Here is a 23285-nt window from a genome sequence, read left to right as displayed (position 1 = left end):
CCCAGAGACATGGAACGATGAAGAGCAAGACAATGAAATACCAGACTGAACAAAGGGGTTTTACCCTGATCGAGATCATGGTGGTGATGGTTATCCTGGGCCTGCTGGTCGCCATCGTGGCGCCAAACATCATGGGGCGAAGCGACCAGGCCAGAGTAACGGTTGCCGAGACGCAAATGAGCAATATTGCCAACGCCCTTGACCTCTACCGCCTCGACAACAGCCACTATCCCTCCACCCAGCAGGGCCTTGAAGCACTGGTTTCCAAACCCAGTGGCAGCCCAGAGCCACGGAACTGGAACCCCGAGGGCTACCTCAACAGTGTTCCCGAAGACCCCTGGGGCAACGAGTATCAATACATCAGCCCCGGGACCGAAGGGCCGTACGACCTTTTTTCGTATGGTGCGGATGGCCGCGAAGGCGGCGAGGGCGACGACGCCGACATCAGCGTGTGGAAAGTCAGGGACTGATTGTGCATACCAGGGCGCGACATTCCGGCTTCACACTGATCGAGATTCTTGTTGTCCTGGTTGTGGTAGGTCTGCTGGCGTCCCTGGCAGTTATGACCATGGGGGGCAGTTCCCGGGATCGAGAGATGGAAAACGAGGTACGGGAACTGTATCTTCTGATGCAGACCGCGTCAGAGCAGGCGGTGCTCAACAACACCGAACTGGGCCTGATACTCGATGATGAAGGCTATCGCTTTGTTGCCTGGGAGGAACGCAGCGGGGAGTGGAAGGAACCCGGGGAGCCGATGTTCCGGCTACGGGGGTTTCCGGAATGGATAGCGGTCACCGAATACATCGAGAACGATACACCCAGGCTCGCTTCCGAAGAAGATCGCCTGCGCCCGGACGTCGTGTTTTTTTCCAGTGGTGAGACAACGCCGTTTGAACTGGAATTCACTCTCGGCAGGGACGATTCCAGAATGCACACTATCGCGTCGGACGGATTTTCACCGATGGAGTGGCGGCACCCGGGAAGCGAAGCGAGTGACGACGCATGAATACCCAGCGCGGCTTTACGCTGATCGAGGTTCTGGTGGCGCTGCTGGTGTTTGGCCTGATCGCAACCGCTGCCGCGGAAGTGGGTAGCCAGTATATTTCCAGCTACGAGCGCATACGGGATAAAACCCTTGCGGGCTGGATTGCGGACAACCGGATTAATCAACTCCGGTTGCAGGAAAATCTTCCCGAAATTTCCGAGAATACCGACGATCTGGATTACGGCCCCTACCGCTGGCAAGTCACCACCGCCGTACTCGCTACAGAAGACCCATCCATATTGCGGGTAGAGGTGACCGTGGGGCGCTTTCGCGGTAATGAGTCCGACCCACCACCGATACACACACTGTCTGCCTTTATGGGTGACAATTGATGTCGGTCTCCGTGCTTAAGGCATTTCCGATTGGGCCGCCCGTTGCACGCAACGGCTTCACGCTGATGGAGATGCTGATTGCAGTCACCATTACCGCGGTCATTGGGCTTGGCGTCTGGCAGGTGCTGGGCAATGTGGTGGCGTCCAGAGACCGGGTGAACGAGGTCGCTGACCAGTTTGACTCGGTTCAACGCACCATGCTGCTGTTGGAACGGGATATCACCCAGATTGTCAATCGTCCGGGCCGCGACATCTATGGCGACTTCCGGCCGGCACTGACCAGTCGCGAGGATGATTTCGCCGTGGTGCTTACCCGCCAGGGGTGGCGTAATCCGCTGGGTACACGCCGTAGCACAATGCAACGGGTTGCCTGGGAATACACCGGTGATGAACTGCGGCGTCGATACTGGATTTCCGTCGATCAGGGCCAGGAGGACAACAGCCAGGACATGTTGCTGCTGGCGGATGTGACCGATTTCGAGGTTCGCTTCCTGGACGACCAGCGTAACTGGCGTGACAGCTGGCCGGATGAAGCCAGTATGGCCAACCTGAATCCCGGAACCCGCCCGAATATCCCCTTGCCGCTGGGTATCGAAATTACCCTGGAACATGAGCGCTTTGGTGAGCTGGTGCGGACCTTCGCCCTGCCTGACTTCGACAGCAGCCAGGCCCAGGGCGTTGTTAACGCGGCGAATGAAGCGCAATCTGACGAAGACGACACTGACACCCAGCAGCAGGACGACGATGCACTGCCGAATAGTTCCCAGACCGGGGGGCAGTGATGCGTGCGAGTGATTCCCTTACGCTTCGCTCACCCGCCAGTCGCCAGAGCGGGGTAGCGCTGATCATGGTCCTGCTGGCAATGGCGTTGGTGGTCATGCTGGCCAGCGGCATGACTCAACAGCAAAGCGTACGGGTATTTCGTGCCAGCCACTACCTTGCTCAACAGCAGGGCCATAGCGTTGCCCTGGGGGCGGAAGCCTTTGCGCGGCAGATCCTTGTCCGGGATTTTGAAGAGGACAAGAATAACAACGCCATGGTGGATAGCAACGACGAGTTCTGGGCCCAGAACGCTGCAATACTGCCGCTGGATGATAATGGTGTGGCGGAAGTGCAGATTGATGGGCAGGGCGGAAAGATCAACCTCAATGACCTGGTGAGTGGTAACGGTCAGGTTAATCCGCTGGTGCGGGACCGGGTAACGCGGCTGTTTCAGGTACTGGAGATCACCGGACTGAATGTCGACGCCCTGATCGACTGGATCGACCCGGACGACCAGACAGTCAGTGCCTACGGTGCCGAAGACGGCCAGTATCTGATGCAGGAGCCGGCCTACCGGGCGGGGAACCAGCCATTTATCACGGTGTCGGAGCTGCGGCTGATCGATGGAATGACCGAGGAGGCATACCAGGCCTTGCGGCCCCATGTAACAGCCTTGCCAGTTGCGGGTCTGGGTATTAACGTCAATACCGCATCTGCGGCCGTTTTGCGGTCCCTGCATGAAGAACTGACACAGGCGCAGGCAGACGCTATTCTTGAGAAGCGTCAGGAAGAGCGCTTCGAGAACGTTCAGGATTTCCTGGCACTGCCGGAATTTGCTGGCCTGGGCCTGAAATCCACAGGGCTTGGGGTGCAAACCCGTTTTTTTGAAGTGGTCTCCCGGATTACCTACGATGACCGGGTTGCCAACCTGGTCAGCACGGTTTACCGCAGTCCGGAGGGCGAAATGCAGACGGTGCACCGGAATACCGGCCAGAAAAACCGGATAACTAAAGAGCCATTCAGCGTCTCTGGTGAATAGTTTGAGTCCTGGAACACCATCAGTACCAACAATGAACGCCCGGAAGGGTTGAAAAGGAAATTGCTCAGAATGTCATACCGCCTTTATGTCAGGCCCCTGCCACCCTTTGCGGCCCCTGACGCCAATCTCGACGTCTCGGCGGGAGCTCAGTTATACAATTGGGTTCTGCTCGATGCCAGCGGGGATGCACAGGCTCGCGGCACCGCCGACGCGAAAGAGGATATCGAACAGACGCTGGCTCAGAACAACCTTGAAAACGTGTTGATGGTGGGCCTGCTCCCCGGTGAAGAGGCACTCTTCTGCGTGGCGGATATTCCTGCCAAGCAGACCCGCTTTATCTACCAGGCACTGCCTTATGCAGTGGAAGAACAGATTGCCCAGGATATTGAGAGCGTTCATCTCGCCCTCGGGAACCGCACCGAAAACGGATTCCGGGTAGCAGCGATCGACCGCCGCCGCATGGCGGACTGGGTTGCAATGTTCAGCAGCTGGGAACGCCTGAAGCTTGAAGCGCTCTATCCGGATGCGGGCCTGCTTCCAGTCACTGAAGGGGGCTGGTCAATTTGCCTGGATGGTGAAACGGCCATGTTGCTGAGTGATCGGGGAGAGTGGCTCAGTGTTCAGGCACGTAACCTTGCCATGTTCGCCCAGACTCTGGCACTGCCGCCCTCCGAGGAAGTCATCGCGGAAGTGCCGGTGACGGTTTACGGGATCGAACAGGAATTCGAGCATCAGCAGGCCGACCTCGCCGAGCTCAAATCGTCCGGGCGCCTGACAGTCAGGGAAAAAAGGCTGGAACTGATGCCGCTGGAGTTACTGGCCCATGCTCATCACCACCATCTCTGTCAGCCGATCAATCTCTGCCAGGGTGAATACGCCATCCGTTCCCGCAAATCCAGTGCGCTGACGGCGTGGAAGCCGCTGATCGCGGTGGCCAGTGTCTGGTTTGTTATCCAGATCGGTGTCGAGGTTGGCATGGGCTTTTACCACCAGCAAAAAGCCGACCAGCTCCAGGAACAGGCGATGGCTATTTATCGGGACGCGTTTCCGACGGATGCAAGAACGGATGCGCGAAACGTCCGTAGGGTGGTTGAAGGGCAGTTACGCCAGATGCAGGCAAATGGCCCGGCTACCGGGTTTATCACTCTTATGAAATATACCGGCGAACAGTATTCAAAAATACCGGACTCAGGTTCGGTGGTGTTCAATTCTGTCAATTACAGCCGCAATCGGGGAGAACTGGCGGTGGATGTCAGGGCCGACAGCTACAACAAGCTGAGTGCCTTGCGCAATGGCCTGACCAATCAGGGGCTGAATGCCGAGATTGGCTCGGTGGTGAACGAATCCGACGGCGCCCGCGGTCGATTGACGGTCTCAGGAGGATAGCGCCATGTTGAACTCAATCAGGGAACAGCCAGCGGTGGGCAAACTGATTGCCCAGTATGACCAGCTACCCCGACGGGACCAGCAGGCTTTGAGCGTCCTCGCGGTTGCGGTGTTACTGGGTATTCTCTATTTTGCGGTCTGGACACCTGCGGTGAGTTTCCACGACGAGGCCCTCAGCGAGCGTGAACGGTCGGCTGAGCTTATGGCATGGATGGAAGCCAACAACGATACTCTTCAGAGACTGTCTGGTGGCAGTGCCGGTCAGGGCAACGCCCCTGTGGATGCCCCGGAAGACGGCCGTGAGCTTATGTCACTGGTTACCCGCAGTGCTGGCGAAGCGGGGTTGTCGCTGCAGCGCTTCGAGCCCAGCGGCGATAGTGCGATACGGGTCTGGCTTGATGGTGCGCCGTTTACCGAGGTGGCAAGCTGGCTGGAGCAGCTGAATACCGGGCATGGTGTGCAGATAGATCAGGCCTCGATGGATCGACAGAATGATCCGGGCATGGTATCCGTACGTCTTACTTTAACAATCTGAGGCCAATGCTGGAGAACACAGGATGACTGACGGCACAGACAACAAGAACAGCTTGGAACCGGCTATTGTCCGTCTCGACGTAAGTGCCCGTAACGAGGCTATCTCGATACTGGTCAGCGCCTATCGGAACGAACCTACGTTTCAGTACCTGTTTGACCACCGCCGCCCGGGGTACGAGCAGCGGGTCAGGGCTACCGTGCGGGAACTGATTGACCTGTACTTCGAGCTGGATCAGGACGCCATTGGCGTGATGGCAAACGATACCCTGGTAGCCGTTGCGTTTATTGGCGAACCGGAACTCCGGCTGAATCTGGCGGAGCAGATCAGTTGGCGAATCCGCATGGTGCTTACCGCCGGCTTCGCCTGCACTCGCCGTTATCTCGATTACCACGAAAAAATCAAGGAAATGCTGCCTCAGCCACTCGCCCATCAGTTGCCTTTGATGGGGGTCAATCCCAAATACCAGAACAAAGGCTATGGGCGGATGCTGCTGTCTACTGTGGAAAAACTGTGCGCGGAAAACCCCCGGGGCAGTGGGCTTGTGCTGGATACCGGTAACAGCCGCTATCTGCCGTTCTACGAATCCGAAGGGTTCCGCAGCCTTGGCACCATACGGCTGGGTGATTTTGAAGACCACATACTGTTTCGCGAGGTCCGCACCGGAGAGGCCGCTATGGCCCCCGGCTAAGCGAACCGCATTTTTGTATTACAGGAGACGCTGTGTCTGACAAACAGGATTTTGATCTGATCATTATTGGTGCCGGTTCCGGTGGGGTTCGGCTGGCCCGGATGTCAGCCGCCAGGGGCGCCCGCGTAGCGGTAGTGGAGTCGCGTTACCTCGGCGGGACCTGCGTGAATGTGGGCTGTGTTCCCAAAAAACTGTTCGTCTATGGCTCTCACGCTGGCGAGGACATCGAGGATGCCGCCGGTTACGGCTGGAACGTACCAACTGGCCAGGTCACTTTCGACTGGACCCGGTTGGTGGCTAACAAGAATGCCGAGATAGAGCGGCTCAACGGCATTTACGGGCGCATGCTGGAGAACGCCGGTGTGACTGTGATAGACGGCACTGCCTCCCTGGCAGACGCCAATACAGTCGTTGTAGGCGACCGGACCTTTACCAGCAAACACATTACCATTGCGACTGGTAGCTGGCCCGTTGTGCCCGATGTACCCGGCAAGGAATGCGTGCTTACCTCAAACGAGATGTTTTACCTTCCGCAACTCCCAAAGCAGGCCGTGGTCTGGGGTGGCGGTTACATTGCGGTGGAATTTGCCGGCATTCTTGCGGGACTCGGGGTGGAAACAACGTTGCTGTACAGGGGCGACCTGTTCCTGCGGGGGTTCGATGACGATGTGCGTGAATTTACCGCAGCTGAAATGCGCAAGAAGGGCATCAACCTGCGTTTTGGCGTCAATATTGAGTCCATCGAAACGGATAATGCCCACTACGCAGTCAGTCTGACTGATGGCTCTCGTCTGGATACCGGGTTGGTCATGGCCGCGACAGGCCGCCGGGCGCTGGTGGACGGGCTTGGCCTGGAGGAACTTGGGGTTCAACTGAGCGCTTCTGGCCATGTGGTTGTGGATGATCATTTCCAGACTGCTGTTCCATCTATCACGGCTTTGGGTGATGTGATCGGTACACCTCAACTGACACCAGTGGCATTGGCCCAGGGCATGGTGCTCTCAAGACGTTTGTTCGGGGATGGCAAGGGAGAGATGGATTACAGCAGTATCCCGACCGCGGTGTTCTGCCAACCCAACATAGGCACCGTCGGGCTGACCGAAGCCGAGGCAAGGGAAGCTGGCCATGAACTGCGCATTTACCGCTCCGAATTCAAACCCATGAAGCACACTCTCAGCGGTCGGGACGAACGCTCGCTGATGAAACTGGTGGTGGAGGACAAATCGGACAGAGTGTTGGGTGCGCATATGGTAGGGCCGGATGCCGGCGAGATTACCCAGGGCATAGCTGTTGCGATCAAGGCCGGCGCTACCAAGGCCCAGTTTGACAGCACCATTGGTATCCATCCGACATCTGCTGAAGAATTTGTCACCATGCGTGACCCGGTAGCCTGACCTGAAATCCAGCCGCTGCTTACATCCGTAGCCAGCGGCTGAGTACCTGTCTCAGGTTTTCTTTTCGTACCGGTTTTGACAGGTAGTCGTTCATGCCCGCTTCGCGACAGGTCGATTCCGTGCCCGGCAATGCATCAGCGGTCAGCGCGATGATGGGCGTGCCCCCCTGGCCGTTACTCTTTTCCCACTCCCGGATGCAACGCGTGGTTTCGTAACCGTCCATCAGTGGCATCTGGCAATCCATCAAAATCACGTCATAACCGGAGTGGTTGGTCCGCACCAGGTCCAGCGCCTCCTCGCCGTTCATCGCCGCGTCGGTTTCAAATCCCAGGCGCTTGAGCAGGGCAGTGGCCACCCTCTGATTGACAATATTGTCTTCGACGACCAGCGCCCGCGCCCTGGCTTGCCCGTTCTCCAGCGGTGCCGGATCTCTGGTGAGGTGGGGCGCCACCGGCGTTGCCAGCTCAAAAGGCAACTCGAAACGGAACGAGGAACCTTTGCCAAGATCGGTCTCCACCTTCACATGGCCTCCCATGAGCTCGACCAGCCGTTGAACAAGGGAAAGCCCCATACCGGTTCCGCTATAAGGCCTGGAATCCCCACTTTCAACCTGCTCAAAGGAATTGAAAATATCATGAATCCGCTCAACGGGGATGCCGCAACCGGAATCGCTGACGGTGCACTTCAGCACAACGCAGTTTTCCTCCAGTGAGAACCAGTCCGCCTGAACATTGATGAAGCCGTCACCGGTGAACTTGATGGCATTGTCAACCAAGCCGGCGAGGATCTGGCGCAGCCTGGAGGCGTCGCCAAGCACCAGAGGGTGGTCAGGCCACTCGCCAACGAATTTCGTGGATAGCGTCAGGCCGTGCTGTTCGGCAATGTGGCGATAGCTTGCAGTGCAATTGGTTATCAGCTGTTGCAGGTCAAACTCGCGGTTGTCCAGCTCCAGGGTGCCACGGTCGATGTGAGAGTAGTCCAGAATATCGTTGATGACGGTCAGCAGATCCTCTGTCGAGTGACGGGCCGTTTGCAGATAATCGATCTGCCGCGGGGTCAACGGCTCCTCGGTGACCAGTTCGATCATGCCCAGTACGCCGTTGAGTGGTGTGCGCAGTTCATGGCTCATGGTTGCCAGAAATTCCGACTTTGCCCGGTTGGCCTGTTCTGCCCGCTCCCTGGCTTTTTCTGACGAGGCGAGGGTGTCATCCCGGGACTTTTTCAGTGTTCTGAGGTGAGTTGCCAGCGAGTTCAGGCTTTCTTCCAGCTCCCTGATTTCACGGGTTGTACCCGTTCGGCTGACCGGAACTTCGTCGTATTCCCTGTTGGTCAGCTTCGTCACCCGACGGGATAGAGCGCGAATGGGAGAAATAATGCTGTTCAGGGAATGGTTGACGATCAGCAGGGTAAACAGCAGCAGTGAAAAGCCTACCGCAAGTGAGGTCCAGAGTATGTCCTGGCGACGGGCAGCCAGTTGTTCCTTGTTGACACCAACCTGTACGGTCCCCACCCGGAGTGCACCGGCGCCAAACCCGTAATCCGGTTCAAACCACTCGGTCTGGCGGTCTCCGCCCAGATCCAGGGGTTGTTGCAAAATCTCCGATTCAAACACGTCGAACGTTTCGTTCGGCATGGTTTCCGGTGACTGTTCGGTGGACACAAAGCCGACCTCGTCGCCCATCAGGTTGGATACCCTGATCCATTGCGCCCGGCTGCGCCGCAGGGACTGGGAAAGAATTTGCTGCAGGGCGGCGGTGTTGCCAGATACCACCGCGTATTCAACGGCAGGGGCAAGGCTGTCTGCCAGCATCTGGCTGCTATCTGCCAGATCCTTGCGGGCATCATCAAGCCGGGCTGATGTAAAAAACACCATCAGCACGATAAACATAATGATCGCCGGGGCCGCTCCCAACAGCAGGAGCTTCCTGGAAAGCGGAGCCTGCGCGGCTGTCAGGTCAGTCATTGGCAGTCTCCTCAGGCACCACAAGCTGCTCCATCACCGAGGTGATAATGTTCTGGTTGTCTGGTAACGGAATATTCAGTGACCTGGCCACCTGATGATTCAGATCAATGCTGAAGCTCTCAGGGTAAGCAGGTGGGGGGAACCGGCCGCTGGCCTGATATTCGCTGATAAAGTCCGCGGCCAGTTTCGCAATCTGGGTGAGGGGTGTGTAGGTGGATGCCAGTGATCCGGCCTTTACGTAAGCCTGACTCGGCCCAATGACAATCCGGTTACGCCGGTACGCCGTCAGCAGGATGTGCTTGATGGTTCTTGGGTTGTAGATGCTGCTGTCCGGTGCTGCGAGGATGAAGTCCCCGTAGTTAAGGGCACGGATCAGCGTGGGTATCAGCTTGTCGTCGGATGTGACAACGAATATCTTACCCTCAAGCCCGTAGTCGGGGAGTTGGTCCGTTACCGGCTCATACAGTTCGACCGTGTCAGGGCGTGCCAGCATCGCGACCCGCGTGGCGTGCGGCAGAATGACCTGGCCGGCGATGGCTTGCCGAAGAAGGGGTGGGTTATAGAGTATGCCGGAGACCGAACCATCAGAGCGTTCGGCGTAACCGTCGATGAACGATTCATCAACGAGTAACGCCAGAATCGGCACGCTCTTGTCCTCCTGACGAACCCGGGTAAAGGCTTCCGGGCCCAGGGCAATAACAGGCGTTTTCGTGTCCTGGGAGGTTTGCCCCGCGCTGAAAGACCGGACAATCGTTGCGCTTCCCAGAGCCTCTTCCAGCAGGGACAGCATGCGACGGTTCAGCGCTGAATTCTCGGAGCCGGCAAGGTAAACCAGTGATCCATCGGCAGACTGAGCTGCAGCGGGATGAAGTGATTGGGAAACAACCAGAAACAGGGCAAGTACAACCAGAGACCAGCTGCTTGCAGACGTACCTGTTCTTGCCGGAATGTTCGGATGCTTTGTGGCTTTCATACCGTCCCGGGTCTGATGTCGTCCTTGTTGCTTCAGAATCTTACGCCAGCTTCAACGAAGAACTGGTTGTGATCACTAATAATATTGTCAGGGCTGAGCGTCGGGTCCCTGTTCAGATAGTGTTGCATGGTTAGCGCCAGTTCGTAACTGTAGCCTGTGCTGAATACCTGTCTGGCCAGCCGAAAATCGGCCCGCTCAAACTGGGAACGGCGGAACTCGTCGGCAAAATAGAAAGCCGCCGAGGAGGTCAGGTCGAACGGCAACTCCTGAATCCACGCAAAGCTGCCCGAATGTCTGACGGAGAGGCGTCCCAGCAGGTCGATAGCGTATTGCTTATCCCCGGCATCCCGATCGTTCTCCCCGGTGTAACGGCCGTCCTGGTCCAGATAAGCATAGCTGATCCGGAGCTTGGTGCCGGGAAAATCGAGAGTTGCTTCTACTTCAAAGCCTTCCTGATCAAGGGCCACGTTATTATCAATGGTCCATTCCTCCTCATTGATAATGCCGCTGATCATATCCCGGAGGTGATCGTTAAAGTATCTGACTTCCAGCGCCAGGATGGATGAGTCGAGATAGTACTGGCCGAAATAGCTTATTTCACGAGAAGTTATACGCTCTTCTTCAAGTGTTTTACCAAAGGTGGAGGTGGTTGGGTCGACCAGATCTTCCACAAGGAATCTCTGTCCTTCCGCAGACTCGAATGGCGGTGCTACATTCCTGGGGCGGTAGGACCAGTCCGGGTTCTGCTCAAAAGCATCGGGAGTTCGGACTGCCTCGGAGTACACGAACCGCAGAGTATGATTGTTGGCGAGAATAAAGTTGGCGGCGACCCGTGGCGAGAAATACCCTTCGTCCGTTGTGGTTGTTCTTTCCCAGTTTCCGCCGGAGTTCAGTGTCAGCCAGCCGAAGGGCGAATACTCCAGATTACCGAACACCCGGGATTGGTAGTTGTTGCCACGACCGTTAAAAAAAGTCTCGGACCGGTAGGTATCTTTGCGATACCCCAGGCCAGAGACCAGTTTCAGGTCGGGGTTGAACAGAATGGTATCCTGAAGCTCGAGCTCCAGGCGGGACTCTTCGGTGTCTTCGTTGAGGTTGGCCCGGAACGGATTGGTGTCGCCCGGGGCACACGCCCTGAGATCAGGGGTCGATGTATTCGGGTCCAGAATGTCCGCGAACTGGTCCTGAGGAATACAGATGGCCCATCGTTGCCTGCGGTCGTAATTCTGGAACGATGCCTGAACATGGTAGAAGTGGCGTTCGGAGGTGGTAACGTTCAGCCGGGTCTGGAGATAGTAGTCGTCAACCAGAATATTGGGGTCCTCGTTTGCGCCCAGTTTTCCGTTTTTGCGCGCATCCTCCTCATCGACTCCGTCTACGACCCCGGCTCGCAGGTCTAGGTTGTAGTCTCTGCTGAGGACGAGATTACTGTCGTAGTTGAATGTATTCATATTGTACCCATCATTAAACGGGTAGAACCTGTCATCGTCTTCCTGTTTGTCGAAACCGTCTGATCTGCGTTTTTCGTAAGCCAGGCGCCACTTGTAGTCTTCGCCGGTGTCGCCCACAGAGCCGAACGCACGCCGGTAACCCCGGGCACCTGATATGGCGCGCAAGTCAATACCCGCCGTGTCTTCGGGGGCGCGGGTGATGATGTTTATGGTGCCCAGAAAGGCATTAATGCCATAGGCTGCGCTGTTGGGGCCGCGGCTGACTTCGATCCGTTCGATCAGGTCCAGCGGCACCGGCATGGTGTTCCAGTCCATGTCCGACAGGCTTGCCTGATAGGAGGTGCGACCATCCACCTGAACCTGCAGTCGGCGCTGTTCGTAGTGCACGGTTCCATGGTAACTGGTCACCGGCTGATTACTGCCAACGGAATTGACCGTCATGCCCGGTACCAGGCGGAAAACCTCGACCAGGTTCATGATGCCCAGATCCCGGATCATGTCTCCAGTGATGATTGTGGTTGAACCCGGAACCCGTGATTTCGGTTGCCTGAGCCGGGTAGTGGACAGCACTTCCGGAATAGCGGAATCAGAGCCAAACGCGTCCGGAGCATTGCCCAAGGCGGCCAGATCGTAGCTATAAGGGGAATCTTCTGCTGCTTTCGCTGTTACAACCACAGCAAATAAACCGCACAGAAGGCTGGCAACCAGACGGGCGCGCATCCGGAGACTTCCGGGAAGCTCCGGATTTTTAACAGGATAGTTCGTAACGGACATGGGTGTCGTTTTATACTTTGCCGAGTGTGGGAGTTTTTTTTATTAACTGCGTTATCGTTATCCTAAGTGACAAGATTACATTTGTCTCTCAAAAATGTAATGTTTATACGCTGAATGAGTTGTAACACTATGAATTGTTGGGAAATACTAGGAATTGAGCCCACCCGTGACCGGGCCCTGATCGATGCCGCCTACGAGCGACAGGAAAAGTTTGCTTCTGAGGATGAGCTGGTGCGCCTGCGCCAGGCCTATCGTGAAGCCACAGGCAGCGACAGTGCCGAACCGGGAGAAAGTGACCTGGTGGATGCTGCGTCGGCAAATAATGCCGTGACAGAGGCAGAAGGGCAGGACGAGGGGGCTGAGTTGACCGCATCCGAGCAACAGGTCGTGCGAGAGGTGGTCATTCAGATTCATGCCCTGCTCAATGACTCCCGCCGTAGCAGCGATCCTCAAATCTGGAAGGCCATTCTTGGTGAACCGCCAGCGGACCAGCCGCGGCTCCGGAATGAAGTTGGCCGATCTCTCGAGCACCAGGTGCGCCCGATGGCGGAGAATGGCACCTTCCCGGCTCCGGTTACGCAGTTCCTGGCGGGCTGGTTTGACTGGTACAGCCTTCGCGATGCCCCTGAGCTCCAGCAAGAGGATGAAACCTTTTCAGAGAAAGCGAGCGGTGACCAGCAGCCCCAGGAAGAGCCGCCTCCCCAGATGGTTAACTTCTGGCCGGCTGTTATCGGCTGGATTGTGGGGTTGGCTATCCTTGCCACCCTATTCAGCGGAATGGGCGGCGGGGGCTGACGCTGCCTCGATCTTGCTGCGGTACTTCTGTGCCAGCATGGCGCCAACAATGACCTGAATCTGGTTGTAGCACATGATGGGCAGCACGATCATGCCGAACCCGGGATGCCCGGAAAACAGTACCTTGGCCATGGGCAGACCCGACGCCAGGCTTTTCTTGGAGCCGCAGAATACCACCGCGGCTTCGTCTTCCAGGCTGAAGCCGAGCCTGCGAACCACAAACATCGCCATCACCATAAAGAATCCGAGCAGGGCGAAGCACAGCGCTATCGCCAGCCCAATGGCGTTCAATGGCAGGTTCTGCCAAAGACCGCTGGCGACCGAGTGTGAGAAAGCAGAATAAACGATCAGCCAGATCACGCACTGATCGTAACGGGAAGTGAGGGATTCGTGGCGGGCCAGGAAGCCACCAAGCCAGGGTCGCATTCCATGTCCTACCGCAAACGGCAGCAGAAGCTGAAGCACAATGTCCTTGAGTGCGTCAGCCACAGGGAAGTTGCTGTCGCCGGACGTGCTTATGAGCAACAGCAGCAGAAATGGTGTGAGCATCATTCCAAAAACGTTCGAGGCTGCAGCACTGCAAATTGCCGCCGGAACGTTGCCCCTTGCCATGGCGGTATAGGCGATGGACGAAGACACCGCAGAAGGCAACACCCCCAGATAGAGAAAGCCGAGCCCCAGATCCGGCGGCAGCCAGGTCGGTGCAAACCGGCTTATCTCGTTAATCGGCAGCACGACCAACGGAAAAAATACGAAGGTAAATGCGGTAATAATGATATGTAGCCGCCAATGGGTGGCGCCAGCAACAATCTGTTCACGGGACAGCGCCGCCCCATGCAGGAAGAACAGCAGGGCAACGGCTACCGTGCCGGTGGTGGCCAGCGCATCGGCGGCATCCCCCCTTACCGGCAGGAAGCTGGCAAGTACAATCGCACCGAGCAGCAGAACCGTGAAGGTATCGAGACGGAGTTTCATACAGGCCTGCTCCCTAGTGCATTGACGCTTGGCTGGAGCAGGGCTTTTGCTAGTGCTTCAGCTTTGGCGTCGTCCTGGCGCCGAATGGCCGCCAGGAGCAACTCATGTTCTTCCTGTGAAGGTTCGGGAAGATCCGCATCAAGCTCTGTCTGCTCAATGGTCATCGCGACGGCATGGGCAAAATAATCGTACAGCTCGATGAGAGCAGGGTTGTGGGAGGCGGCAATCAACGCCGCATGAAAAGACTGGTCATGATGGATCCGGTCTGCAATGTTGTCACCGGCTTTCGCGCGGTTATCCAGGGCCCGGGTCATCTTTTCCATATCCGTCGCATCACGTCGCTTGGCCGCCAGCTTTGCGGCTTCCGTCTCCAGCATGATGCGCACTTCCAGTTTGTCTCGCAGTTCTGAACGCCCGATTCGTCGCAGGGTTTCCCCCGCGTCTTTTGTGGCCCGTACGTAGGTGCCATCCCCCTGGCGGGTTTCCAGCATCCCCACGTGGACCAGCACGCGGACGGCTTCCCTGACTGTGTTTCTGCTTACTCCCAGTGATTCGGACAGGTCTGCTTCTACCGGCAGACGGTCGCCAATGGCCCAGTGGCCCTGTTCAATAGCGAGGCGAAGACTCTCGATAGCGGTTTCTACCAGGGAGCCTTTGGTGATTCTCTGAAGTTTCATGTTGAAGATCCTGACAGCAGATGACCCAATCATCCTATGAATAATCTGCAGCTGTCAAATTCTGCGCTGGGCGGGTTTTATCGTATGGGTTGAAGAAACTCGTAGTCTTGCGGGTCTGCCCGCCGCGTGGCCTTCCGATAAGTGAAGGTGAAGCCTGGCCAGTTCACGGTGTTCTTGCCGTTTTTGTCCAGGTACCAGGAGTGACAGCCAGACTCCCAGACACTGTGTTGAAGTTTTTGCTGAAGGGTGGCTGCAAATTCCTCTAGCCGGTCCGGTTTGACATCCATCGCACGGCCTGGCTGCGCCCGCAGTATCGCGATACAACTGAGTACGTACCGAACCTGGGACTCCAGCATATAGACAATGCTGTTATGGGCGAGATTGGTATTGGGGCCATAAAGCATGAACAGGTTGGGGAAGCCCGACACAGTGATCCCTTTATAGGCCTCCGATCCGCTGGCCCAGGCCTCATTCAGAGACACACCTTTGCGACCGGTGATCTTCATGGGTGAGAGGAACTCGGAGGCTGCGAACCCGGTGCCAACAATAATCGCATCCACTTTATGCACACCACCGTCCCGGGTAACAATGCCGTGTTCCACAATCCGTTCAATGCCTTTGGTGACCAGATCCACATGTGGTTGGTCCACGGCCGGATACCAGTCGTTCGAGATCAGAATCCGTTTGCAGCCAATCCGGTAGTCCGGGATCAGATGCCTGAGTTTGTGCGGGTTTTTTACCTGGCTTTTGGCAAAGCGCTTTGCCTGCCGGGCAAAGATCTCCAGCAGGCTGGAGAAACGTGTGAACGCCAGTGCGCGGCTCTCATTCTTCCAATAAATCAGGTAGCGATAGCAGCGATCCCATAGAGGAAATCTGCGGAACAGTGTCTGTTCCCAGCGGTAAAACGGCCGATCCGGTTTTGGTAACACCCAGGCGGCGGAGCGCTGGAAGAGGCTGAGGGATTTAACCTTTGGCACGATTTCAGGCACGAACTGGATGGCACTGGCGCCGGTACCGATCACCGCAACTCTTTTCCCCGCCAGGTCGTAATCGTGATCCCAGCGGGCAGAGTGGAACATCCTGCCAGAAAAGCCTTCCATGCCCGGAATCCGGGGCCAGGCAGGCTGGTTCAGCTGCCCGGTGGCGGTTATCACGATGTCGGCTTTAAAGGCGTCGCCGTCAGTCGTCGTGAGCGTCCAGGTATTGGTGGTTTCGTCAAAGCCAGCGCTGGCGACCTCCTTGTTGAAACGGATGTGCTCAGCCAGCCCGTATTGTTCAACGCAGTGCTGCATATAGCCGAGAATTTCCGGCTGCAATCCAAATTTCCTTGACCAGTCGTGCTTGGGCTCAAACGAAAAAGAGTAGAGATGGGACTGAACATCGCAGGCGGCACCGGGATAGGTGTTATCCCTCCAGGTGCCACCGACCCCGGAGGCCTTTTCAAGCATGGTGAACTGATTGATTCCGGCCTTTTTCAGCTGAATGGCCATGCAAAGGCCACCAAAACCGGTGCCGATAATGATCACGGAGGGTGTTTTGCCACTGGCACTGTCAGCCATGAACGCTTCCCTTTAGCAGATTTCAGGGTTCCTGACAGAGTATACGGGCGGTCATCCCTCGGGTAGATGGCTTTACTCGCCAATGGGAGTAGTCAGAATGATCAGGTCAGTAACGGATCAGTGCTGAACCCCAGGTGAAGCCGCCACCGAACGCTTCCAGCAGAATGACCTCATTCCTCCTGATACGGCCGTCACGAACGGCCACATCCAGTGCCAGCGGGATGGAGGCGGCGGAGGTGTTGCCGTGCTTGTTGACCGTTACCACCACCTGATCCATGGACATATTAAGCTTGCGGGCCGTGGCGGCAATAATCCTGAGGTTGGCCTGGTGGGGTACCAGCCAGTCGATGTCGGATTTTTTCATCTGGTTGGCTTCCAGAGTCTCGTCCACAATCCGGCCCAGGGTGTTCACCGCGATCTTGAAGACCTCATTGCCTTTCATGTGCACGTGCCCCTTGCCAGCGCGCACCTGGTCGAAGCCGTCGCCGATGCCATAGGGAACGTGGAGCAGGTCTTCGTACTTGCCATCCGCGTGAATGTGGGTGGACAGGATGCCGGTTTCCTCGCTGGCCTCCAGAACCACTGCACCGGCACCGTCGCCAAAGAGCACGCAGGTACCGCGGTCTTCCCAGTCCAGAATGCGGGAAAACAGCTCGGCACCCACCACGAGAACCCGCTTGCTGCTACCGGTTTTGATGAACTTGTCGGCCACCGACAGGGCATACACGAAGCCACTGCACACCGCCTGGATGTCAAAGGCCGGGCAGCCATGGATGTCGAGACGGGCCTGGAGGATGCACGCCGAGCTTGGGAAAATTTTGTCGGGTGTGGACGTGGCGAAAACGATCAGGTCAATATCATCGGGCTTCAGGCCGGCCGCTTCAATCGCCAGGCGCGACGCTTTTTCCGCCAGATCAACAGTGGTTTCACCTTCCACCGCAATATGCCGCTGCTCGATTCCGGTACGCTCACGAATCCATTGGTCGCTGGTGTCGACAATCTTTTCCATGTCTTCGTTTGTCATGACATTCTCGGGCAGGTAGGAGCCCGTGCCGACAATTCGCGCGTACGTCATGTGAAATGTTCCTTAGTAAACTGGTCAGTGCTCAGATTCTTTCAATCATCCTATACCTTATTGATCGCTCCCAGCTATTAGCGGTTTGTCAAAGGTGGCGGTCGCGGCCTGTCCGCAACGTTGGTAGTCAGGCCATAATCAGCTATACCTATAGGCAGGCACCTTTGTTGTGAAGGAGCGTTGCTGGTGACAGATCTTCCCCTCGGCATGAAGTATTACCTGCTTATTCTCACCTCTAGCCTGATTGAAGACCTCAATGACTACGGCGTCAAATGGATTGCCAACGAGCCCGGCGTCGCTGGCCGCGATGTAGAAAACGCGTTCTTCAGCGCGCGGGCTATCGAGACGAGGCTTCCAGAGGGACCCGACGAGGCTGACCCCCAGCTCTGGCCAGAGCTGATGAAGTCCATCCACACCATTCGAAGGGTGCTCGATGTGGTTGAAAAAACCACATTTGACGCTGTCATTACTGAAGCCATGGAGACGACCGCCAGCATTGCCCGTGCGGACGTCCAGCAGGTCTTTGACGAAAAGCGCGCGGCAGGGGAGGTCGACTTCCGTTTGCACGGCATTCTCAACACCCGGCCAGAGGCCGACGAGCCGGACCCGGCCGTGAAGGAAGCCTTCATGTTGAAGCGGGCCCGACGCTACCAGAGTTTCATGGCCTTTGACGGAACAAGCCTGAATGAAGAGGAGAGAGTGATCGTGGGCGACGCGAAGGCATTGGCCCGCCACATCATGGATGGTGACCGGGAGAACCGGCGAATTGACGCGTTGCTTGTGATGGGTGCCGTACTGATAGAGACAGCCAGCGTTCGACTGAAAACACACATACCGGGCCTTATTCGTGATAGCTTTGATCGTATGGCTACCAAGGCCGCCATGGCATTAGGTGCCATTGTTTACCGCGATGAATACCGGAACCTCAAAGAATCCCTGGGACTTGAGCCGCTGGATTCCGATTTGTAGGTTTCCCGGCAGGAATGGCATCCTGACTATCCACTCTGCGACAACTAGGAGACGAGGTAATGGGCATTTCCAACCACGAGCTTCACAACGAATTTCCCCAATTCAAAGAACTGATCGATGAGCTGAAGGCGAACGACCTGAAGTTCAAGGAAGAGTTTCAGCAGTACGCAGAGCTGGACCAGGAAATCGAAGGCCTCGAGCGCAGAGATTCCCCGATTGGAGATGACAAGTTGCACCGGCTGAAGCAATGGCGCCTGCAACTGAAAGATGACCTTTATAAAACGCTCGTGAAAAAGTCCAACGGCGCAGGATAGGTATAAGTCACTAGCCCTCCGGGCCCTGAAAAGAGGCTGCGTAGTGGTTTCCAAGTATGGGGCCGGGGAGGCGTCATCCATAAAATAGGTTACTAACAAAGACCGGTTACGGTTTACCCCTTTTGTTGTTACCTATGAACGGATGATCAAAATGAGCAGAGCAGTATCACTGTACCAAGGGTGGAGAATGAAGCGTAACTTCCTCCACCTGGTCCTGACCATGGAACCACGCCTTCTTAAAGACGTTGGCTATCCGCCTGAAGTTGTTGAACAGCGTTTGAGAACGCCGTTCTGGAAGTTCTCGGCAGCGGCCTGAGGATTTCATTTCAACGCGGTGCCCTGTCATAAAAACAGGAGCCATGGTTGTTTACCTCCCTCGCCTCGAACCGAACTGGACAGCGCCGTCGACAAAACGGACAGTTCAGTGAGGCAGATTCCTCCTGCGCCAGGTGGCCGGTGGCAGACCGTATACGCGCTTGAATGCGCGGCTGAACGCCGCCTCGGATTCGTAACCGATGGCGGCCGCGATTTTTGGGATCGGGGTTGCAGTATCCCGTAACTGAAACGATGCTTTCTCAAGCCGCTGACGACACAAGTAAGTCATCGGTGGCTCGGTAACCGCTTTAGTAAATCGCTCCGCAAAAGCGGAGCGTGATAGCCCGACTTCCCTCGCCAAACGCTCGGTAGTCCAGTGTTCCGCCATTCGGCCATGGATCAGATTCAGCGCTCTACCGATCAACACATCCCCGAAACAAGCCGCCCAGGCACTCTGATTGCCTGAATCGCCCGCTGCCACATACCGGCTGACTGCGTCCATGAGAAGCAGTTCTGCCAGCCGCGCCAATACCGCCCGGGATTGGACGCCTTTTTGTGCCTGTTCCTGCGCTCCGAAACGGAAGGTGCTTTCAATCCAGCTACCTGAAATGGCATCGCCCACGTCCAGCTTCAGCACAGGGGGAAGCATGGCAAACACGGCATTCCTTGGCTGATTACTACCCAGAAAACCGCACAGGACGTGAGTCGGGGCTCCTTTATTCCCATAAACGATTTGTGCGATGCCACCTTCATAGCCTGGCTGGATGAGACCGGAAATGTCTGTGGGGGCAATGTTCATATCACTACCAAGCAGGTGAATGTCATTTCTGGGTAGCACCACCAGTTCCCCGGCTTGAACATTTATGGGCTGCTGGCCGCAGACGACCAAACGCATGGCCCCCAGCGTGACAAAGTGATAGCCGATGATATGGCAGGGTTGCGGTGTAAAAGGCGCACAGTCCTCCGGGCTCACCTGAGCGGTAATGCACCAGGGCGCTGTAAAGTGTGCGTCGAGAAAGATACCGCCGGTCAGGTGCATATCCCGAAACAGGTCGAGATGGCCGTTCATGTGGCGCCTCCGATTGCCGAGCGCCCGGCAGCAAATAAAGCGGATCGGACAAATGTTCCGGCGCCTTGCACATAGTCGGTTGGACTGAGGGAATTTAATAATAGCACCGCCTCTGGATGAGGCGCACCTATAACAACGTATATGAGGGCACCACTCAATGTTTACAGACAGACAGGGAAATGCACTCCAGGGCGCAAATGCTCAGTCCGCCGAGCTGTACGGCCAGGCACTTGAAGCGTTCAATGTATACCGTGATGATCCGGTTGCACTGATTGACCAGGCCATTGCTCATTCGCCGGACTTCGCCATGGCCCGGATTTTCAAGGCTTATGTGCTTGGCCTGGCCACCGAGCCGCAAGCAAATGAAGAAGCCCGAGCCATCGTTAATGCCCTCACGGCGCGACGGGTGACGGAGCGGGAAGCCTCCCTTCTGTCGGCCCTTCGCTTGCTTCTGGAGGGCCACTGGACGAAAGCTGCAATTGTGCTCGACTGGCACAACATGGAATACCCTCACGACCTGCTGGCCATCCAGGCCGGGCATTTGATGGATTTCTACAGGGCTAATGCGCAAAACCTCAGGGATCGTCCGGGAAGGGTGCTTTCCAGATGGACAGAGGGCACACCGGGGTATTCAGTACTTCTGGGTATGCATGCCTTTGGCCTGGAAGAGACTGGCTACTACGCCCGTGCTGAGGAAACCGGGCGACGTGCAGTGGATCTTGAGCCACTCGATTGTTGGGCGCATCACGCGGTGGCCCATGTTATGGAAATGCAGGGAAGGGCGGAGGATGGTGTTGGCTGGATGATCACCAGATACCCCCACTGGTCCGGCGACAACAACTTCTTCAAAGTACACAATGTATGGCACCAGTGCCTGTTCTATATGGATATTGGTCAGGCCAACAAAGCCCTGGCGTTGTATGACCGTAATATCCGGGGCACCCGGAGCACTGTGGCCCTTGACCTGGTTGATGCCTCAGCACTGCTTTGGCGCCTGCAGCTCGCGGGAGCGGATGTGGGGGGCCGCTGGGAAGAACTGGCTACGTGCTGGGATATTCACATGGAAGGAAGCAATTACCCGTTCAATGACTGGCATGCGGCCATGGCGTACGCTGGTGCGGGTCGGTACAAAGACCTGGCGCGGGTCATCGCCTCGCTTCAGAAACTGGCCATAGACGGAAGTGAAGTTGCATTATGGGCACGGGAGTACGGTATACCACTGGTCAAGGGCTTTACTTCATTCGAGCAGGGGCGTTATCGCGAAGCTGCCGAATTTCTTTACCCATGCATGTTCATATCGAACGGCTTTGGGGGGAGTCACGCCCAGCGCGATATTATCAGCGTAACCCTCACGGAAGCCGCTCTCCGTGGCAGCCTGGGCTCTGTCGCAGAAGCGCTGGCCAGTGGCCGTGTGGCTAACCGTTCCAGGGGCGTGATCAATAATCTGTTCCTGAAACGGGCCGGCTCTCTGTCACGAAGTGACCTCCAGGGAGCTTTTGACGAAGTCGATGAATCTTCTCGCCCGTCTTGGCAGGTAGCGCCGGCCTGAGTACATCCCATAGATTGAGCGCGGTACAGGGTCGGCATCCAGCCTCAGCTGTTGAAGTGAGCCGTTCCTGAGCTCAGCGTCTATATAGGCTCGGGGCAGCATGGCGATGCCCAGATCTTCCTTTGCCGCCTCAACCAGTATCATGGAATTGTCTGCTATCAGGGGGCCGGTAACCTCAACGGATACCGGCTCATCTGAACCGCACGGTGGCGTGAACCCCCATCGATTGGCGTCGGAACTCAGGCTGTAGACCAGGCATTGGTGTGATCGCAGTTCTTCAATAGCAGTGGGCACGCCGGCGCTCCTCAGATAACCGGGCGATGCCACCAGAATGCGATCCAGCGCGCCCAGACGGGTTGCGATGAGGGATGAGTCGGCCGGGGCTTCTATACCCCTTATGGCCACATCAACTCCGCTGCCCACAAGATCTGTAAGCTGATCACTCATCTGCAGGCGAATGGACAACAATGGATTTTCTTTCTGGAAGCGGATAAATAGCGGGCCAAGCACTGCGATGGACAGGGATACAGGGCTGGCGATAACGAGTTCACCGGAGAGGCTGTCGGTGGCTGCGACGGCGTCAAGTAACTCGTTTGTCTGCCCTGTGATCGACACACAGTAATTGTAGAAACGTTCACCTTCCTCGGTAAAACTGATCGTACGGGTGTTGCGATTGATCAGCTTTGAGCCCGTCCAGGACTCGAGGAACCGGACATACTTGGAAATGACCGCATTCGAACACTGGAACTCGCTGGCCGCTGCCGTAAACGATCCAAGCTCATAGATTCGCTTGAAATACTCCACACCTTTGAGGCGGTCCATGCCTGTACCCCACGCCATATCATGGATTGATGGCTGCATTATACAGGGGCAGAAACGGAGCGTGGCAGGATTATGCCTGCCACAGTGTGTTACACCGCCTGAATCAGTTGGGAATAGGGCTTTCGAACTTTTACCATCTGCGACATCGGGTCTTGTTCCGGGTTGCGGTAACCCAATGCCAAAATAACCACGCTGCTCAGATTCTCTTTTTCCAGCCCCAGCGTGCGGTCCAGCGCGGCAGGGTCAAAACCTTCCATTGGGGACGCATCAATCCGCTCAACGGCAGCGGCCGCCAGGGTGAACCCCAGTGCAATATAGGCTTGCTTGGCCGCCCAGGCCTGCCTCTCTTCAACGGTAGCGAAGCCACTGATGGTTCCCTTTATGGCTTCGGAAAAGCCGTTGAGATCGCCAATGTCCAGGCCCCGCTGGTTCGCCGTCAGTTGCATGTATTGGTCCACTGTTGATGCATCCAGATCGGTCATGGTTGCGAAAACCAGCAGTTGCGAACATTCCTTTACCTGGGGCTGAGGAGCGGCCTCTTTATGAATACGGGCAAGCTGTGAACGGTCGCTTATGACCTTGATGGTGTAGGGCTGCAGCCCGTAGGAGGAGGGTGCCAGCCGGGTAGCTGCAAGAATTCGTGATAGAACCGGTTCAGGAATCGATTCACCTGTCATTCGTTTTGCGGCGTAACGCCATTCCAGTGCTGTCAGAAAATCCATAACGACCTACCTTTTGTGTTTGCGTGAGTGATTTGTTTGCAAGACTGTATGATTCGGCTTCTGGTATCGACCCCCGATCAGGCAATTGAGTTTTCACGGAAC

24 protein-coding genes are annotated in these 23285 nt (G+C 56.5%); 14 read left to right on the top strand and 10 right to left on the bottom strand.

Annotation, left to right across the window (positions count from 1 at the left end; translation table 11 throughout):
- The first annotated feature begins 17 nt into the window (after positions 1 to 17).
- The 9 genes from gspG (at position 18) to gorA (ending at position 7181) form a co-directional block, all read left to right on the top strand.
- On the top strand, positions 18 to 470 hold the full coding sequence (gspG, locus tag ABJM11_RS11555) for a type II secretion system major pseudopilin GspG (protein WP_348293410.1): 453 nt from the start codon (positions 18 to 20) through the stop codon (positions 468 to 470).
- The gene (gene gspH / locus ABJM11_RS11550) at positions 452 to 1006 is read left to right on the top strand and encodes a type II secretion system minor pseudopilin GspH (protein ID WP_348461497.1); all 555 of its coding nucleotides are present in this window, start codon (positions 452 to 454) and stop codon (positions 1004 to 1006) included. The genes gspG and gspH overlap by 19 nt, the downstream gene beginning before the upstream one ends.
- Complete coding sequence (gene gspI, locus ABJM11_RS11545) at positions 1003 to 1377, top strand: type II secretion system minor pseudopilin GspI (RefSeq protein ID WP_348293408.1); 375 nt, start codon at positions 1003 to 1005, stop codon at positions 1375 to 1377. The genes gspH and gspI overlap by 4 nt, the downstream gene beginning before the upstream one ends.
- On the top strand, positions 1377 to 2159 hold the full coding sequence (gspJ, locus tag ABJM11_RS11540; RefSeq protein WP_348293407.1) for a type II secretion system minor pseudopilin GspJ: 783 nt from the start codon (positions 1377 to 1379) through the stop codon (positions 2157 to 2159). Before gspI ends, gspJ begins: the two co-directional genes overlap by 1 nt.
- Positions 2159 to 3178: a type II secretion system minor pseudopilin GspK gene (gene gspK, locus ABJM11_RS11535; protein WP_348293406.1), complete on the top strand. Its 1020-nt coding sequence runs from the start codon at positions 2159 to 2161 to the stop codon at positions 3176 to 3178. Before gspJ ends, gspK begins: the two co-directional genes overlap by 1 nt.
- A 69-nt stretch (positions 3179 to 3247) precedes the next feature.
- Positions 3248 to 4564, top strand: coding sequence for a type II secretion system protein GspL (gene gspL, locus ABJM11_RS11530; RefSeq protein WP_348293405.1), 1317 nt, complete (start codon positions 3248 to 3250; stop codon positions 4562 to 4564).
- A gap of 4 nt (positions 4565 to 4568) precedes the next feature.
- Positions 4569 to 5099, top strand: a complete 531-nt coding sequence (locus ABJM11_RS11525) for a type II secretion system protein M (protein WP_348293404.1) — start codon at positions 4569 to 4571, stop codon at positions 5097 to 5099.
- 22 nt (positions 5100 to 5121) lie between these two features.
- On the top strand, positions 5122 to 5787 hold the full coding sequence (locus ABJM11_RS11520) for a GNAT family N-acetyltransferase (protein ID WP_348293402.1): 666 nt from the start codon (positions 5122 to 5124) through the stop codon (positions 5785 to 5787).
- A gap of 32 nt (positions 5788 to 5819) precedes the next feature.
- The gene (gene gorA, locus ABJM11_RS11515; protein ID WP_348293401.1) at positions 5820 to 7181 is read left to right on the top strand and encodes a glutathione-disulfide reductase; all 1362 of its coding nucleotides are present in this window, start codon (positions 5820 to 5822) and stop codon (positions 7179 to 7181) included.
- 19 nt (positions 7182 to 7200) lie between these two features.
- Here gorA and ABJM11_RS11510 read toward each other — a convergent pair whose 3' ends face one another.
- From ABJM11_RS11510 to ABJM11_RS11500, 3 genes are read right to left on the bottom strand one after another with little or no spacing between them, the layout of a single operon-like run.
- The gene (locus ABJM11_RS11510) at positions 7201 to 9144 is read right to left on the bottom strand and encodes an ATP-binding protein (RefSeq protein WP_348293400.1); all 1944 of its coding nucleotides are present in this window, start codon (positions 9142 to 9144) and stop codon (positions 7201 to 7203) included.
- Entirely contained in the window at positions 9137 to 10117 is a 981-nt protein-coding gene (locus ABJM11_RS11505; RefSeq protein WP_348293399.1) for an ABC transporter substrate-binding protein, read from the bottom strand. Before ABJM11_RS11505 ends, ABJM11_RS11510 begins: the two co-directional genes overlap by 8 nt.
- Positions 10118 to 10149: 32 nt before the next feature.
- On the bottom strand, positions 10150 to 12288 hold the full coding sequence (locus ABJM11_RS11500; protein ID WP_348293398.1) for a TonB-dependent receptor domain-containing protein: 2139 nt from the start codon (positions 12286 to 12288) through the stop codon (positions 10150 to 10152).
- A gap of 183 nt (positions 12289 to 12471) precedes the next feature.
- Between ABJM11_RS11500 and ABJM11_RS11495 the strand changes: the two genes are divergently transcribed.
- Positions 12472 to 13137, top strand: coding sequence for a J domain-containing protein (locus ABJM11_RS11495; RefSeq protein WP_348293397.1), 666 nt, complete (start codon positions 12472 to 12474; stop codon positions 13135 to 13137).
- On the opposite strand, the gene ABJM11_RS11490 is transcribed toward ABJM11_RS11495, so the two are convergent.
- The 4 genes from ABJM11_RS11490 to ABJM11_RS11475 all read right to left on the bottom strand — a co-directional run bounded on the left by ABJM11_RS11490 (position 13108) and on the right by ABJM11_RS11475 (position 17423).
- A complete protein-coding gene (locus tag ABJM11_RS11490) occupies positions 13108 to 14112 on the bottom strand; it encodes a bile acid:sodium symporter family protein (RefSeq protein WP_348293395.1) in 1005 nt (334 codons plus the stop codon). The two genes, ABJM11_RS11495 and ABJM11_RS11490, sit on opposite strands and share 30 nt — an antisense overlap.
- Positions 14109 to 14789, bottom strand: coding sequence for an FCD domain-containing protein (locus ABJM11_RS11485; protein ID WP_348293394.1), 681 nt, complete (start codon positions 14787 to 14789; stop codon positions 14109 to 14111). The genes ABJM11_RS11490 and ABJM11_RS11485 overlap by 4 nt, the downstream gene beginning before the upstream one ends.
- Before the next feature lie 77 nt (positions 14790 to 14866).
- Entirely contained in the window at positions 14867 to 16348 is a 1482-nt protein-coding gene (locus ABJM11_RS11480; RefSeq protein WP_348293393.1) for an NAD(P)/FAD-dependent oxidoreductase, read from the bottom strand.
- A 106-nt stretch (positions 16349 to 16454) separates the two neighbouring features.
- Positions 16455 to 17423 carry a beta-ketoacyl-ACP synthase III gene (locus ABJM11_RS11475; protein ID WP_348293392.1) on the bottom strand — a complete coding sequence of 323 codons (969 nt, stop codon included), beginning with the start codon at positions 17421 to 17423 and terminating at the stop codon, positions 16455 to 16457.
- A 186-nt stretch (positions 17424 to 17609) separates the two neighbouring features.
- On the opposite strand from ABJM11_RS11475, the gene ABJM11_RS11470 reads away from it, so the two are divergent.
- From ABJM11_RS11470 to ABJM11_RS11460, 3 genes are all read left to right on the top strand, one after another.
- Complete coding sequence (locus tag ABJM11_RS11470) at positions 17610 to 18392, top strand: hypothetical protein (RefSeq protein ID WP_348293391.1); 783 nt, start codon at positions 17610 to 17612, stop codon at positions 18390 to 18392.
- A 59-nt stretch (positions 18393 to 18451) separates the two neighbouring features.
- Positions 18452 to 18706: a DUF465 domain-containing protein gene (locus ABJM11_RS11465; protein WP_348293390.1), complete on the top strand. Its 255-nt coding sequence runs from the start codon at positions 18452 to 18454 to the stop codon at positions 18704 to 18706.
- A 151-nt stretch (positions 18707 to 18857) separates the two neighbouring features.
- Entirely contained in the window at positions 18858 to 19022 is a 165-nt protein-coding gene (locus ABJM11_RS11460; RefSeq protein WP_348293389.1) for a hypothetical protein, read from the top strand.
- Positions 19023 to 19127: 105 nt separating this feature from the next.
- On the opposite strand, the gene ABJM11_RS11455 is transcribed toward ABJM11_RS11460, so the two are convergent.
- Positions 19128 to 20090 carry an AraC family transcriptional regulator gene (locus tag ABJM11_RS11455; protein ID WP_348293388.1) on the bottom strand — a complete coding sequence of 321 codons (963 nt, stop codon included), beginning with the start codon at positions 20088 to 20090 and terminating at the stop codon, positions 19128 to 19130.
- A gap of 157 nt (positions 20091 to 20247) precedes the next feature.
- On the opposite strand from ABJM11_RS11455, the gene ABJM11_RS11450 reads away from it, so the two are divergent.
- A complete protein-coding gene (locus ABJM11_RS11450) occupies positions 20248 to 21639 on the top strand; it encodes a tetratricopeptide repeat protein (protein WP_348293387.1) in 1392 nt (463 codons plus the stop codon).
- Here the strand turns inward: ABJM11_RS11450 and ABJM11_RS11445 are convergent.
- Together ABJM11_RS11445 and ABJM11_RS11440 are read right to left on the bottom strand one after the other, a co-directional pair.
- The gene (locus ABJM11_RS11445) at positions 21562 to 22461 is read right to left on the bottom strand and encodes a LysR family transcriptional regulator (protein WP_348293386.1); all 900 of its coding nucleotides are present in this window, start codon (positions 22459 to 22461) and stop codon (positions 21562 to 21564) included. The genes ABJM11_RS11450 and ABJM11_RS11445 overlap by 78 nt on opposite strands.
- An 89-nt stretch (positions 22462 to 22550) precedes the next feature.
- Complete coding sequence (locus ABJM11_RS11440) at positions 22551 to 23183, bottom strand: nitroreductase family protein (RefSeq protein WP_348293385.1); 633 nt, start codon at positions 23181 to 23183, stop codon at positions 22551 to 22553.
- Between the last annotated feature and the right edge of the window lie 102 nt (positions 23184 to 23285).

The organism is Marinobacter sp., from assembly GCF_039977835.1.
Lineage (GTDB): Bacteria > Pseudomonadota > Gammaproteobacteria > Pseudomonadales > Oleiphilaceae > Marinobacter.
The sequence above is the reverse complement of the archived record's forward strand: the minus strand, read 5'-3'. Positions and strand labels throughout refer to the sequence as shown.

Coding starts and splice junctions, on each gene's coding strand:
- gspG (WP_348293410.1), top strand. CDS start 18: ATGAAGAGCAAGACAATGAAATACCAGACTGAACAAAGGGGTTTTACC.
- gspI (WP_348293408.1), top strand. CDS start 1,003: ATGAATACCCAGCGCGGCTTTACGCTGATCGAGGTTCTGGTGGCGCTG.
- gspJ (WP_348293407.1), top strand. CDS start 1,377: ATGTCGGTCTCCGTGCTTAAGGCATTTCCGATTGGGCCGCCCGTTGCA.
- gspK (WP_348293406.1), top strand. CDS start 2,159: ATGCGTGCGAGTGATTCCCTTACGCTTCGCTCACCCGCCAGTCGCCAG.
- gspL (WP_348293405.1), top strand. CDS start 3,248: ATGTCATACCGCCTTTATGTCAGGCCCCTGCCACCCTTTGCGGCCCCT.
- ABJM11_RS11525 (WP_348293404.1), top strand. CDS start 4,569: ATGTTGAACTCAATCAGGGAACAGCCAGCGGTGGGCAAACTGATTGCC.
- ABJM11_RS11520 (WP_348293402.1), top strand. CDS start 5,122: ATGACTGACGGCACAGACAACAAGAACAGCTTGGAACCGGCTATTGTC.
- ABJM11_RS11510 (WP_348293400.1), bottom strand. CDS start 9,144: ATGACTGACCTGACAGCCGCGCAGGCTCCGCTTTCCAGGAAGCTCCTG.
- ABJM11_RS11505 (WP_348293399.1), bottom strand. CDS start 10,117: ATGAAAGCCACAAAGCATCCGAACATTCCGGCAAGAACAGGTACGTCT.
- ABJM11_RS11500 (WP_348293398.1), bottom strand. CDS start 12,288: ATGCGCGCCCGTCTGGTTGCCAGCCTTCTGTGCGGTTTATTTGCTGTG.
- ABJM11_RS11495 (WP_348293397.1), top strand. CDS start 12,472: ATGAATTGTTGGGAAATACTAGGAATTGAGCCCACCCGTGACCGGGCC.
- ABJM11_RS11490 (WP_348293395.1), bottom strand. CDS start 14,112: ATGAAACTCCGTCTCGATACCTTCACGGTTCTGCTGCTCGGTGCGATT.
- ABJM11_RS11485 (WP_348293394.1), bottom strand. CDS start 14,789: ATGAAACTTCAGAGAATCACCAAAGGCTCCCTGGTAGAAACCGCTATC.
- ABJM11_RS11480 (WP_348293393.1), bottom strand. CDS start 16,348: ATGGCTGACAGTGCCAGTGGCAAAACACCCTCCGTGATCATTATCGGC.
- ABJM11_RS11475 (WP_348293392.1), bottom strand. CDS start 17,423: ATGACGTACGCGCGAATTGTCGGCACGGGCTCCTACCTGCCCGAGAAT.
- ABJM11_RS11465 (WP_348293390.1), top strand. CDS start 18,452: ATGGGCATTTCCAACCACGAGCTTCACAACGAATTTCCCCAATTCAAA.
- ABJM11_RS11460 (WP_348293389.1), top strand. CDS start 18,858: ATGAGCAGAGCAGTATCACTGTACCAAGGGTGGAGAATGAAGCGTAAC.
- ABJM11_RS11455 (WP_348293388.1), bottom strand. CDS start 20,090: ATGAACGGCCATCTCGACCTGTTTCGGGATATGCACCTGACCGGCGGT.
- ABJM11_RS11450 (WP_348293387.1), top strand. CDS start 20,248: ATGTTTACAGACAGACAGGGAAATGCACTCCAGGGCGCAAATGCTCAG.
- ABJM11_RS11445 (WP_348293386.1), bottom strand. CDS start 22,461: ATGGACCGCCTCAAAGGTGTGGAGTATTTCAAGCGAATCTATGAGCTT.
- ABJM11_RS11440 (WP_348293385.1), bottom strand. CDS start 23,183: ATGGATTTTCTGACAGCACTGGAATGGCGTTACGCCGCAAAACGAATG.